9 protein-coding genes are annotated in these 13513 nt (G+C 35.3%); 6 read left to right on the top strand and 3 right to left on the bottom strand.

What is annotated here, in order from left to right; genetic code table 11:
- Window positions 1–19: 19 nt before the first annotated feature.
- Window positions 20–2782 carry a 2-oxoglutarate dehydrogenase E1 component gene (locus tag EJA19_RS07570; protein WP_125467759.1) on the bottom strand — a complete coding sequence of 921 codons (2763 nt, stop codon included), beginning with the start codon at window positions 2780–2782 and terminating at the stop codon, window positions 20–22.
- A 115-nt stretch (window positions 2783–2897) separates the two neighbouring features.
- Here EJA19_RS07570 and EJA19_RS07565 point away from each other — a divergent pair, with 115 nt between their 5' ends.
- Window positions 2898–3431, top strand: a complete 534-nt coding sequence (locus tag EJA19_RS07565) for an alpha-ketoglutarate decarboxylase (RefSeq protein WP_240640244.1) — start codon at window positions 2898–2900, stop codon at window positions 3429–3431.
- Here EJA19_RS07565 and EJA19_RS07560 read toward each other — a convergent pair.
- A complete protein-coding gene (locus EJA19_RS07560; protein ID WP_125467758.1) occupies window positions 3428–3778 on the bottom strand; it encodes a hypothetical protein in 351 nt (116 codons plus the stop codon). The two genes, EJA19_RS07565 and EJA19_RS07560, sit on opposite strands and share 4 nt — an antisense overlap.
- Window positions 3778–4752, bottom strand: a complete 975-nt coding sequence (locus EJA19_RS07555) for a polyprenyl synthetase family protein (protein WP_125467757.1) — start codon at window positions 4750–4752, stop codon at window positions 3778–3780. The genes EJA19_RS07560 and EJA19_RS07555 overlap by 1 nt, the downstream gene beginning before the upstream one ends.
- A gap of 120 nt (window positions 4753–4872) precedes the next feature.
- Between EJA19_RS07555 and EJA19_RS07550 the strand changes: the two genes are divergently transcribed.
- The 5 genes from EJA19_RS07550 to aspS all read left to right on the top strand — a co-directional run bounded on the left by EJA19_RS07550 (window position 4873) and on the right by aspS (window position 13497).
- Window positions 4873–5484 (top strand): TetR/AcrR family transcriptional regulator, encoded by a 612-nt coding sequence (locus EJA19_RS07550; RefSeq protein WP_125467756.1) that lies wholly within the window; start codon window positions 4873–4875, stop codon window positions 5482–5484.
- Window positions 5484–6902, top strand: coding sequence for a TolC family protein (locus tag EJA19_RS07545; RefSeq protein ID WP_125467755.1), 1419 nt, complete (start codon window positions 5484–5486; stop codon window positions 6900–6902). The genes EJA19_RS07550 and EJA19_RS07545 overlap by 1 nt, the downstream gene beginning before the upstream one ends.
- A 17-nt stretch (window positions 6903–6919) precedes the next feature.
- Window positions 6920–8110: an efflux RND transporter periplasmic adaptor subunit gene (locus tag EJA19_RS07540; RefSeq protein WP_125467754.1), complete on the top strand. Its 1191-nt coding sequence runs from the start codon at window positions 6920–6922 to the stop codon at window positions 8108–8110.
- Between the two features lie 20 nt (window positions 8111–8130).
- Entirely contained in the window at window positions 8131–11637 is a 3507-nt protein-coding gene (locus EJA19_RS07535; protein WP_125467753.1) for an efflux RND transporter permease subunit, read from the top strand.
- Window positions 11638–11742: 105 nt separating this feature from the next.
- Window positions 11743–13497 (top strand): aspartate--tRNA ligase, encoded by a 1755-nt coding sequence (gene aspS, locus EJA19_RS07530; RefSeq protein ID WP_125467752.1) that lies wholly within the window; start codon window positions 11743–11745, stop codon window positions 13495–13497.
- The last annotated feature ends 16 nt before the right edge of the window (window positions 13498–13513 follow it).

The following is a 13513-nucleotide window of genomic DNA, read 5'->3' as shown; positions in this document are numbered from 1 at the left end:
AATTTTATGTTTGGATATTTTATCGTTGATTATTTTTTGTTTTATCGAACACATAGTCGATAACTTCTTGATGACGTTTTTTAGAACGCGTAGCGCTACCTGCGGCTGGCGCTCCGTATGGTCGTCTGGATGCTACTCTAAAGGTTTTCACCTCATCTATATGCATTAACATATGTGCGTAAGCTCCCATATTTCTTGGTTCTTCTTGCGCCCAAACAACATCATCTACATGTTCGTATTTTTTAAGTATGTCTTTAATTTGCTTTTCTGGAAGCGGGAACAGTTGTTCTATTCTTATTAAAGCCACATCGTCTCTTTCTAGTTTTTCACGTTCTTCTAATAAATCGTAATAGAATTTACCTGTTAAGAAAACTAACGTTTTTACTTTTTTAGGTTCAATCAGCGTATCATCAATTAACATTTGGAAACTTCCATTTGCAAATTCTTCAACTGTTGACACACATTTTGGATGACGTAATAAACTTTTTGGTGTAAATACAATTAATGGTTTTCTAAACTTGGCTCTTACTTGTCTGCGCAATAAGTGAAACATGTTGGCAGGTGTAGTACAATCGGCTACGTACATATTATCTTTAGCACATAATTGCAAGTAACGTTCCATACGAGCCGATGAGTGCTCTGCTCCTTGCCCTTCGTATCCATGAGGCAATAACATAACCAACCCGTTTTGCAGTTTCCATTTATCTTCAGCTGCAGAAATATACTGGTCCAACATAATTTGAGCGCCATTACTAAAGTCGCCAAATTGTGCTTCCCAAATGGTTAAAGTTTTTGGACTTGCCATGGCATAACCATAATCAAACCCCACAACACCATACTCAGATAATAAGGAGTTATAGATAAAGAATTTTCCTTGATCGTCGCTAATATTATTTAACAAGATAACCTCTTCTTCGCTATCTTCTACTTTTACTACTGCATGACGATGTGAGAATGTTCCTCGTTCTACATCTTGCCCAGAAATACGTACATCGTGTCCTTGCTCTAACAAACTACCGTACGCTAAATGTTCGGCCATAGCCCAATCTAGTTTGTTTTCGTCAAACATTGTTTTTCTAGATTGTACTAAACGCTGAATTTTTCTAATGAATTTTTTGTCTTCTGGTAATGAAGAAATAACATCTGTAATGCGTTTTAAACTTTCAGCCGGGTATGTTGTATCGACTGGTTTTAGCATTTTATCTTCTTCAACCGTGACATAATTCTCCCATTCGTTTTGCATGAATGGTGTGATAACGGTTTTATCTTGCTTTCGAGAATCTTCTAAACTTTCTTCTAGTTTAGCTTTGTAATTTTTTTCAAGTTGTTTTACGTAGGCTTCGTCTATAACACCTTGTTCAATCAACTTTGAAGCATAAATATCTCTTGGGTTTTTATGTTTAGAAATTGCTTTATATAAAAGAGGTTGTGTAAACTTAGGTTCGTCGCCTTCGTTATGACCATACTTTCTGTAACCTAATAAATCGATAAACACATCGCGCTTAAACTGCATTCTAAAATCTAACGCAAATAACATGGCATGTACTACAGCTTCGGCGTCATCTGCATTAACGTGCATAACTGGCGATAGTGTTACTTTACCTACATCGGTACAATACGTACTGGAACGTCCGTCTAAATAATTGGTAGTAAATCCAACTTGGTTATTAACTACTATATGAATAGTTCCGTTGGTTTTATAACCATCTAATTTAGCCATTTGCACCACTTCGTATGCTAAACCTTGTCCAGATATAGCAGCATCACCATGTACTACAATAGGTAATACTTGCGATGGGTTTTCTGGATATTTATCGTCTTGTTTAGCTCTAGTAATACCTTCTACTACTGCTCCAACGGTTTCTAAATGCGACGGGTTTGGTGCAATATTTAAATTAATTTTTTTGCCGCTATCGGTCTCACGATCGCTAGTCCAACCTAAATGGTATTTTACATCGCCATCAAATACTTTTTGTTCGTAATCTTTACCATCAAACTCACTAAAAATATCTTTGGCAGATTTACCAAATATGTTAGTTAATGTACTTAAACGACCACGATGCGCCATACCCATTACAAACTCTTTCACATCGTATTGTGAAGCTTTTTCAATAACCGCATCTAATGCTGGAATTAAAGATTCTCCTCCTTCAAGTGAAAATCGTTTTTGACCGACATATTTTGTGTGTAAGAAGTTTTCAAAAGAAACTGCTTCATTAAGCTTTTTTAGAATATGCTTTTTTTGGTCGTTTGAAAAATTAGGTTGATTATCGTTTACATTAAGTTTTTTCTGAATCCAATCTATTTCTTCTGGATCTCTAATATACATGTATTCAACCCCTATAGAGTCGCAATAAATGCTATCAAGGTGTTTAAGAATTTCTCTTAAAGTTTTTGCGCCAATACCAAGAATTTCTCCAGCGTTAAAGACGGTATCTAAATCAGATTGTGATAATCCAAAATTTTCTATAGCTAGTTTCGGGCTATATTTTCTACGCTCACGAACGGGGTTTGTTTTGGTAAACAAATGCCCTCTGGTGCGGTAACCGTCTATAAGTTTTACAACCTGAAATTCTTTTTTTAGTTCTTCAGATACTGGTTGACACACCAATTCTGGATCGATTTCAGAGTTTATGTTTTCTCCATATTCGCTACCAAAATCGAAACCTTGAAAAAAGGCTCTCCAACTAGGTTCAACTGAATCTGGGTTTTTTAAGTATTGATCGTAAAGTTCAGCAAAGAATACTGTATGTGCTGCGTTTAAAAAGGAATATTTATCCATTATATTTTAAAAATGCTTTCTAGCGTTTTGCAAATTTATACAAAAGTACAATTTTTACTAAAATACACCTGCGTTTTATTATATTTATAACATCTCTTATTCAACGATATAACTTATGAAAAATCTTTCAAAAAAATTCTATTTAAAAAATATCGCTTTAAGCCTGCTATTTTGTTTTAGTTTATTTAGTGCTAATGCTCAAGAACATTCTAGTAATTTCTGGCAACACGTTAGGTTTGGTGGTGGCATTGGATTAAGTTTTGGTGATGGCTTTTTTAGCGGGACCTTAGCTCCAAGTGCTATTTATCAATTTAACCATCAGTTTTCTCTTGGTATTGGACTTAATGGCACCTATAATTCGAGAAAAGATTATTATAAATCGACAATTTTAGGCGGGAGCGTTATTGGCCTATATCATCCAATACAAGAATTGCAAATTTCTACCGAGTTTGAAGAGTTAAACGTAAGTCGTAATTGGGAAAACAATCTAAATATTAAAGATGAAAATTATTGGTATCCAGCATTGTTTGTTGGTGCGGGTTACCGCACAAGAAATGTTACCGTTGGCATTCGTTATGATGTTTTGTATGATGAAGACAAAAGTATTTATGCCGATCCTTGGATGCCTTTTGTTAGAGTTTATTTTTAAGAATATTGTTGCCTAAACCATACTTTTTGCCATTCGCGTAACAAGATTAAGAGCGCAACGTCTTCCGATAATTTTAAGGTATCGTCGCCATTAAGTTGTTTAATTTTATGCTCAGGAACATCTATTATGTAGAGTAAGTTAAGATAGTCGGCAAATTTTTCTTGAATAAGCTTATATACAATTTCGTGAAGTTGTAATTTTAGAGTCTCAGGTAAGATAGTGTCTTCAAAATCTAAATCAATATTAGCGTATAAAAAGTCTTTATTTAGTTGCCTAATCAATTTTACGTATAATGCTTTTTGATTGGCTTCGGCAATTAATTCCTCAAAAGTTTTAGGCAGTAACATTATACATTTCTATTCATTAATTGTTCTCCAAATGCTTTTAGCATTTCTTTATTGTCGTTTGACATGTTTAACGTTGTCAAAACGTCAAAGGCTTTTTGGGTATAGCTTTTTATTTCAGTTTTAGTCGCTTCGGCTGAGCCACTCGACACAAAAAACTGTTTAACAGTTTCTATTTTGTCACGATTATCAGTAGGATCGATACTAAACAAATGTTGTAATTGCAATTTATCATCTTCCGAAGAAAACTCTAAGGCCTTTAAATACAAATATGTTTTTTTGTTTTCAATAATATCTCCTCCAACTTGTTTCCCAAAGGTTTTTGGGTCGCCAAAAGCGTCTAAATAATCATCTTGCAACTGGAAAGCAATTCCTAAATTTTTTCCAAACTCGTAAATCCCTTTTTGATTTTCTTCTGATGTTTGTGCTACAATAGCTCCCATTTGCATAGCAGCACCAACTAAAACAGCTGTTTTGTACTCAATCATTTTTAAGTATTCGGGAATGGTCACATCATCTCGTGTTTCAAAATCTATATCATATTGTTGTCCTTCGCAAACCTCTAAGGCTGTTTTACTAAACAGTTTTGCTAATGCTTGAAATGTGTGAGCTTCATAATTTTCAAATAGCTGATATGCTAAAATTAGCATAGCATCTCCAGATAAAATTCCAGTATTGACATCCCATTTTTCATGAACAGTTTCTTGTCCACGTCGCAATGGCGCATCGTCCATAATATCGTCATGTACTAATGAGAAATTATGAAACACCTCTATACTTAATGCAGCATGCATGGCTTGTTCACTACTCCCTTGAAAAACATCGGCAGCCATTAATGTTAACACAGGACGCAAACGCTTACCCCCTAATTTTAAAATGTAATTTATTGGATTGTAAAGGTTTTCTGGTTGGCGTTCTTTAGAGAAGGCTTCTAAATACCCCATAAACTGCTCTTGATAGTACTGTACTTTTTGCATGTGGCAAAAATCGGTATTTGTCTTCATTATAACAAGTAAAACTACAATATTAAATAATCGTTAAAACTTAGGAAACTTTTTTTGTTTTTAAAGTTTCCTGCCGTAGATTTGCCAAGAATTATGAAACAGAATATTTTAAAAACGGCCGTTGATTTATTCTTAAACTATGGGTTTAAGAGCGTGACTATGGATGATATTGCCAATGCTCAAGGCATCTCTAAAAAAACCATTTATCAATACTTTTCTAATAAAACGGTATTGGTAGAAGAAACTGTACAGTATTTATTTCAAACTATTTCAAGCGGTATTGAAGATATTCGAGACCAAGAAAAAAATCCTATTGATGAGATTTATGAAATAAAACGGTTTTTAATGCAAAATTTAAAAGATGAAAAATCGTCTCCGCAATTTCAATTAGAAAAATATTACCCAAAAATATTTCATGACATTAAAGACAAACAATATTGTGTCATGCAGGATTGTGTAAGCTGCAATTTAGAACGCGGTAAAAACATGGGGCTATTTAGAGACGATTTAAATGTCGGGTTTATTTCAAAAATTTACTTTAACTGCATGATGGCCTTAAAAGATAAAACACTATTTCCTTTGGAACATTTTTCAATGCAAATGCTTATGGAGAATTATTTAGAATATCATTTACGAGGTATTTGCACATCTAAAGGTATTGCCTATTTAAACAACTATTTAGAAATCAATCAAAACAATAATTAATGACTAAATACCTAATCATATTTTTAGGAATTCTCTTATCCACATCATCTATTGCACAAGAGAAAGACAGCTATACTTTTAGCTTACAAGAAGCTATTAGTTTTGCTCTAGAAAACAACCGTGCCGTAAAAAATGCTGAACGCGACATAGAAGTTGCCGAAAAACAAAAGTGGGAAACTACAGCAACAGGATTGCCACAATTAAATGCAGGGATAGACTATCAAAACTGGCTAAAACAGCAAGTGCAATTACTTCCCGCTTCTGCCTTTGACAATACCCAAAGCACTATTGATATTGTAGACACCTATTTTGATGGCGTCGTTAGAAACAACACCGAAGTTAATTCGCCAAGTGGATTTATCCCTTTACGATTTGGCACCAAACAAAATGTAAATGCTACCGCAACGCTTTCTCAATTGCTGTTTGATGGTTCTTATTTAGTGGGATTACAATCGGCCAAAGTGTATTTACAAATATCAAAAAACGCTAAAAATAAAACCGATTTAGAAGTTAGAAAAGCAGTTATAGATGCTTACGGGAATGTGCTTCTAGCAGAAGAAAGTATTGTCATAGCTAACCGTAACATAGATGTCGTTTCCGAAAGCTTAAATGAAACCATAAAAATCTACGAAAATGGCCTGGAAGAAGAAGAAAGCGTCGAGCAATTAAAAATAACGTTATCTGGCTTGGAAAGTTATTTAAGCAATGCCAAACGACTTAAAACACTAGCCTATCAAATGCTAAACATTACTTTAGGTGTTGACTTAAATTCTGAAACCACTTTAACCGATAACTTAGAAACTCTAACAGCAGAAAACATTAATCTTGAATTATTAGAAGCCGACGATGCCGTAGAAAACACAATCGATTATCAAATTGCTGAAAACGATATGATTTCAAAAGAGTTATTGGTAAAATTAGAGAAAAGCAAATACTTACCAACGCTTAACGCCTTTATTAATGGTGGCTACGCCGCTTTTGGTGATGAGTTTTCGTTTTTAGAGAGCGATCAAGATTGGTTTGGATCATCCCTTTTTGGCGTAAGCCTTAACATTCCTATTTTTAGTTCTGGTATGCGAAGTGCCTCTACACAACGTGCTAAAATAAACCTAGAAAAAGCCAAGGCCGATTTAACCGAAACCGAACAGCAACTCAAACTTCAAATAGCCAATGCTAAAAGTGAATATCAATTTGCTATTGAAGAATACGACAATAAAAAAGAAAACCTAAACCTTGCCGAACGTATAGAACGTAAAAACCAAACCAAATTTTTTGAAGGTGTTGGTTCTAGTTTCGAACTACGTCAAGCACAAACACAATTATATACAGCGCAACAAGAGTTTTTACAAGCAATGCTTAATGTTATAAACTCTAAAGCCGAGCTAGAAACTGTTTTAAATACAGTACAATTAAACTAACTAAGTAACACCTCATCATGAAAAAAATACTCACCCTTACAATTACTGTTTTAATTTTAGCCTCTTGTGGTGGCGAAAAGAAGAAAAACTCCATGGAAAACGTTCTTAACTCAAACAACCTTGAGTTATTACGAAAAAAACGTACAGAAGTTGTTGCCGAGCAACATGCCGCTACAGATAAACTAAAACAACTAGATAAAGCCATCGCTAAATTAGATACTGTTAAAAAAGCGCCATTAATTACCACATTTATAGCTAAAGAAGAAGTGTTTAATCACTATTTTGAAGTTCAAGGAAATGTTACCACTAAAGACCTATTGGTAATAACACCAGAATACAATGGCATTTTAACGCATGTTTATGTTAAAGAAGGACAAAAAGTAAACAAGGGACAAACCTTAGCTAAAATAGACGATGGTGGCTTAAGCCAGCAATTATCACAGCTTGAAATACAAGCCGAATTAGCAAGAACAACTTACGAACGTCAAAAGCGACTTTGGGATCAAAACATAGGTAGCGAAATCCAATTTTTACAAGCAAAATCTAATTACGAAGCGCAACAAAAAGCTGTCGATCAACTTAAAAAACAAGTAGCAAAAACTACGGTAAAAGCTCCATTTTCTGGAACTATTGACGACGTTATTACAGAAAAAGGAAGCGTCGTTGCTGCTGGACAAACACCTCTTATGCGTATTGTAAACTTAAGTAACATGTATATTGAAACCAATGTTCCAGAACGTTATGTAAAAGATATAACCGAAGGTAAGCATGTTAATGTAGAGTTCCCAGTACTAGGACAATCAGTAGAAACTAAAGTGCGCCAAGCTGGCGATTTTATTAATCCTGCCAACAGAACATTTAAAGTAGAAGTTGGCTTACCTAATAAAGACAAAACCATAAAACCAAACCTTACAGCTAAATTAAAAATTAACGATTACACAAACGAAAACGCCTTTCTCGTGCCTCAAAGTGTTATTTCGGAAAATGCTGAAGGTGAACAATACCTTTACATTGTTGAAAACAAAAACAATAAAAATGAAGGCGTTACCAAAAAAGTTATTATAAAAACAGGAAGAACTCAGGGCGACATCATTGAAGTGCTTTCAGGTGTAAAAACAGGAACCGAAATTATAAAAGAAGGCGCCAGAAGTGTAAAAGACAAACAACCTGTTAAGGTAATTAATTTTAAAACCGATTCAATTAATTAACCACTGATTAAAGATTTATTATGACCGATAGACAAAAAAAAGTGGATAAAGAGTTTAAATTGTCCTCATGGGCAATTAATAACAAAACAACCATATATGTCCTTATTTTAGTATTCTTTTACCTTGGTGTTTCGGCATTTTTCGACATGCCGCGCGAGAATTTCCCCGAAGTAAACGAAACCAAAATTTATGTAAGTACCGTTTACCCAGGCAACACAGCCGAGGACATTGAAAAACTTATTACAGACCCTCTTGAAGACGAATTAAAAACCGTTAGTAATGTTGTAGAAATCACCTCTACCTCTGCCGAAGACTACGCAATGGTTATTGTAGAGTTTGATGAAAACATTACGGTTGAACAAGCCAAGCAAAAAGTAAAAGATAAAATAGAATCGGAAACCTCGGGCGAAGATTGGCCTACCTTCAACGGCGCCAAAGTGGAGCCTGATGTGTTCGAGTTGAGCCTTTCAGAAGAAATGCCTATTCTTAACATTAATATCTCTGGTGATTATCCTGTAGATAAACTTAAAGAATATGGTGAATACCTTGAAGATGAAATTGAAGACCTTCTAGAAATTAAAGAAGTCTCCATTCGTGGTGCTCAAGAAAAAGAGGTAGAAGTTGCTGTTGATATTTATAAAATGACAGCTGCAAAAGTAACTTTTAGCGATATTATAAATGCCATAAATGGCGGCAACGTAACCATGTCGGCTGGAAATATTAAAGCCAGCGGACAACGTAGAACCATTCGTATTTTAGGTGAAATAGAATCACCTTCAGAACTTGAAAACTTTGTTGTAAAATCTGAAAACGACAATCCTATCTACTTAAAAGATGTTGCTACTGTGCGTTTTCAGGAAGAAGATAAAACCACCTATGCTAGAGAGTATGGTCATCCCGTTGTTATGCTAGACGTTAAAAAGCGTGCTGGTAAAAACATGGTCCATGCTGCAGAGCAAATTCATACTATTGTAAAAGAAGCAATAGACAACGAATTCCCTCAAGACTTAGATGTTACCATTACAAACGACCAATCTTCAGTAACTATTGGTCAAGTAGACGACTTAGTAAACAACATCATTTTTGGTGTTATCCTAGTTGTTACCGTACTAATGTTCTTCTTAGGATTTAAAAACGCCATTTTTGTAGGATTTGCTATTCCCATGTCCATGTTTATGTCGCTTATGATTTTAAATATGTTTGGCATTACCTTAAATACCATGGTACTGTTTGGTTTAATTATGGGGCTAGGTATGTTAGTTGATAACGGTATTGTAGTTGTTGAAAACGTTTATCGCTTAATGGATGAAGAAGGTATGAGCCGCATTCAAGCCGCCAAAAAAGGAATTGGTGAAATTGCCTTTCCTATTATTATTTCAACTGCAACAACTGTAGCAGCATTTATTCCATTAGGGCTATGGCCAGGTATCATGGGAGAGTTTATGATGATTTTACCACAAACCTTATCCATTGTATTAGGGTCTTCTTTATTTGTTGCTATTTTCTTCAACTCGGTATTAGTCTCTCAATTTATGAGTGTTGAAGACAAAGATATGCCTCTAAAACGTATCATTATTACAACAAGCGTCATGGCTATTTTGGGGCTTATTGTTTACTTTATTGCAGGCAAATATCGTGCCCTTGGATCGTTAATGGTATTTACGGCTATTATGCTTTGGGTATACCGTTTATTTTTACGCAAATGGGCCAATATATTTCAAACCAAATTCTTAGTAATATTAGAAAATTGGTATGAAAGACAATTACGATTTGCATTAACAGGCTGGCGTCCCTACGCTTTTAGTATTGGAACCTTTGTTTTACTTATTGTATCATTCATAGCGTTTGGCGCCTCACTACAATCTCAACGTACCAAAGTAGAGTTTTTCCCAGATAACAACCCTAATCAAATTATTGTTTATATAGAATATCCTGAAGGTACTGCCATTGAAAAAACCAATGCCATTACTAAAGAAATTGAAAAGATTGTTTTTGATGTCTTGGATGACGAGCAATATAAAGATGGTAACTATAACGTTATGGTAGAAAGTGCTGTATCGCAAGTTGGTGAAGGTGCTGGCAACCCACAGACCGATATGGGATCGGCTGCCGAAATGCCTCACAAAGCCAAAATTACAGCATCCATGCGCGAGTACAAATATCGTCGTGGAGAAGATAGTAAAGACCTATTAAAGAAAGTACAAAAAGCACTTGTGGGGATTTACCCTGGTGTTTTAATTTCAGTTGAAAAAGATGCCGCTGGACCACCTGCAGGCTCTCCAATTAATATTGAGCTTGAAGGCGATGATTACAACGAGCTTATCAACACAGCCGAAAATATGCGGGAGTTTATCAACAGCAAAAACATTGCTGGCATTGATGAACTTAAAATAGATGTTAATAAAGACAAACCTGTTATGCGCGTTGTTGTTGATCGTGAAAAGGCTGGAGAACTTGGCGTTAGTGCTTCTCAAGTTGGGCAACAATTACGTAATTCTATTTTCGGATCGAAAGCTGGTATTTACAAAAAAGGTGGCGATGATTATGATATTTATGTAAGATTTAACGAAGATAACCGCTATAACAAAAGTGCTTTATTTAATCAAAAAATCACTTTTAGAGATATGGCTAGCGGGCAAATAAAAGAGATTCCTGTTTCTGCCATTGCTCATGCCGAAAACACTTCTGGTTTTAGTGCCATTAAACATAAAGATACCAAACGTGTTGTTACCGTATACTCTGCATTAGCTCCTGGTCATACCGATGCTGGTGCTGTGGTAAATCAAATTCAAAATGAAATGTTGGGTTATACCAATATGCCTAAAAACATAAAAGTTGACTATACAGGACAAATTGAAGAGCAAAACAAACAAATGGCTTTTTTAATGGGGGCATTTTTTACAGGATTAGGATTAATTTTCTTCATTTTAATCTTCCAATTCAATTCCATTTCTAAACCAGCTATTATTATGTTAGCCATTTTCTTAAGTTTAATAGGCGTATTTGGCGGTATTGTAATTACAGGAAGTGCCTTTGTTATTATGATGACTATGGTAGGTATTATTTCGCTTGCTGGCGTTGTGGTAAACAATGGTGTTGTCCTTCTAGATTATGCGCAATTACTAATTGATCGTAAAAAAGTCAATTTAAACTTAGAGGATAACGATTACCTAAAAGAAAGCGACCTATTTGAAAGTATTGTCCAAGCAGGTAAAGCACGTTTACGCCCAGTATTATTAACAGCCATTACAACAATTCTAGGATTAGTACCATTAGCTATTGGATTAAATATTAATTTCTTTACATTATTTAAAGAATTTGATGCCCATGTTTATATGGGTGGAGATAACGTTGTCTTTTGGGGACCATTAGCATGGACAGTAATCTACGGCTTATTAATTGCCACCTTCTTAACCTTAATAATTGTTCCCGTATTATTCTTCTTAGTTACTAAATTTAAAATGTGGTTAAGACGAAAAACAACTTCAGTTGTTGAAGAATTAGATGAAAGTACTTCTCTAAGTTAGTTTAGAGTAGTTTGATTAATAGCGAAAAAGCCTTGGTAATTGCCAAGGCTTTTTTATTTGATAATCATTTAACTTCCTTAAATTTGCACATCATAAAATAAAACTATGTACAGAAGTCATACCTGTGGTGAATTAAGAGCATCACATATAAATACAGAAGTTACCCTATCTGGTTGGGTACAAAAAGTTCGTGATAAAGGATTTATGGTTTGGGTAGATTTACGCGACCGCTACGGCATTACTCAACTTATTTTTGATGAAGAGCGCACGCCAAAAACCATTATGGCGCAAGCACAAAAACTAGGTCGTGAATTTGTTATTCAAGTTACGGGAACCGTTATTGAACGTGCTTCTAAAAACCCTAATATTCCAACAGGCGATATTGAAATTTTAGTTAAAGAACTTACTATTTTAAACGAAGCCAAACTACCACCTTTTACTATTGAAGATGATACCGATGGTGGTGACGAATTACGTATGAAGTATCGTTATTTAGATATTCGTCGTAATCCTGTAAAAAACAGTTTAGTTTTTAGACATAAAGTAGCCCAAGAAGTAAGACGTTACTTATCTTCAGAAGATTTTATTGAAGTAGAAACGCCTTACCTTATCAAATCTACACCAGAAGGCGCTAGAGATTTTGTGGTACCAAGCCGTATGAACGAAGGCCAGTTTTATGCGCTTCCACAATCGCCACAAACTTTTAAACAACTGCTTATGGTTGGTGGCATGGATAAATACTTCCAAATAGTAAAATGTTTTAGAGATGAAGATTTACGTGCCGACAGACAACCAGAATTCACACAAATAGACTGTGAAATGGCATTTGTAGAGCAAGAAGACATTTTAAATACTTTTGAAGGCTTAACACGCCATTTACTTAAAGAAATTAATGGGGTTGACGTTGCTGAATTTCCAAGAATGACTTATGACGACGCTATGCGCAAGTATGGTAACGACAAACCAGATATTCGTTTTGGGATGGAGTTTGGCGAATTGAATGCTGTGGCTCAACACAAAGACTTCAACGTATTTAATTCAGCCGAATTGGTTGTTGGAATCGCTGTTCCTGGAGGAAACTCTTATTCAAGAAAAGAAATAGACAAACTCATTAATTGGGTAAAACGCCCTCAAGTTGGTGCTTTAGGTATGGTTTATTGCCGTTGTAACGACGATGGCAGCTTTAAATCGTCGGTAGATAAATTTTACGACCAAGATGATTTAGCTAAATGGGCCGAAGCTACAGGAGCCAAAGCTGGCGATTTAATTTGTGTGCTTTCTGGCGATAAAAATAAAGTGAGAGCGCAATTAAGTGCGTTACGCATGGAGCTAGCAGAGCGTTTAGGCTTACGTAAAGCCAATGAGTTTGCACCACTTTGGGTTGTTGATTTCCCATTATTAGAATGGGACGAAGATACCCAACGCTACCATGCCATGCACCATCCATTTACATCTCCTAAACCAGGACAATTAGAATTGCTAAACACAACCCCTGGCGATGTTAAAGCCAATGCTTATGATTTGGTATTAAACGGAAACGAAATTGGTGGTGGTTCCATTAGAATTTTTGATAAAGACACACAAGCCATCATGTTCGACCACTTAGGATTTACTCCTGAAGAAGCCAAAGCACAATTTGGTTTCTTAATGGATGCTTTTGAGTATGGCGCGCCACCACATGGTGGAATTGCTTTTGGCTTGGATAGGTTAGTCGCTATTTTAGGTGGCCAAGAAACTATACGTGATTTTATTGCCTTCCCAAAAAACAATGCCGGAAGAGACATCATGATAGACGCTCCTGCTCCAATTGATGATGAGCAACTCAACGAGCTTCATCTAAAAGTAGATATACAATCATAAAGTATTAAAATCCTGC

Source organism: Mangrovimonas spongiae (assembly GCF_003944795.1).
Lineage (GTDB): Bacteria > Bacteroidota > Bacteroidia > Flavobacteriales > Flavobacteriaceae > Mangrovimonas > Mangrovimonas spongiae.
The sequence above is the reverse complement of the archived record's forward strand: the minus strand, read 5'-3'. Positions and strand labels throughout refer to the sequence as shown.

What these genes read in the sequence shown, in the direction of transcription:
- aspS (WP_125467752.1), top strand. Translation starts at nt 11,743, where the DNA reads ATGTACAGAAGTCATACCTGTGGTGAATTAAGAGCATCACATATAAAT.
- EJA19_RS07540 (WP_125467754.1), top strand. Translation starts at nt 6,920, where the DNA reads ATGAAAAAAATACTCACCCTTACAATTACTGTTTTAATTTTAGCCTCT.
- EJA19_RS07560 (WP_125467758.1), bottom strand. Translation starts at nt 3,778, where the DNA reads ATGTTACTGCCTAAAACTTTTGAGGAATTAATTGCCGAAGCCAATCAA.
- EJA19_RS07550 (WP_125467756.1), top strand. Translation starts at nt 4,873, where the DNA reads ATGAAACAGAATATTTTAAAAACGGCCGTTGATTTATTCTTAAACTAT.
- EJA19_RS07570 (WP_125467759.1), bottom strand. Translation starts at nt 2,782, where the DNA reads ATGGATAAATATTCCTTTTTAAACGCAGCACATACAGTATTCTTTGCT.
- EJA19_RS07545 (WP_125467755.1), top strand. Translation starts at nt 5,484, where the DNA reads ATGACTAAATACCTAATCATATTTTTAGGAATTCTCTTATCCACATCA.
- EJA19_RS07565 (WP_240640244.1), top strand. Translation starts at nt 2,898, where the DNA reads ATGAAAAATCTTTCAAAAAAATTCTATTTAAAAAATATCGCTTTAAGC.
- EJA19_RS07535 (WP_125467753.1), top strand. Translation starts at nt 8,131, where the DNA reads ATGACCGATAGACAAAAAAAAGTGGATAAAGAGTTTAAATTGTCCTCA.
- EJA19_RS07555 (WP_125467757.1), bottom strand. Translation starts at nt 4,752, where the DNA reads ATGCAAAAAGTACAGTACTATCAAGAGCAGTTTATGGGGTATTTAGAA.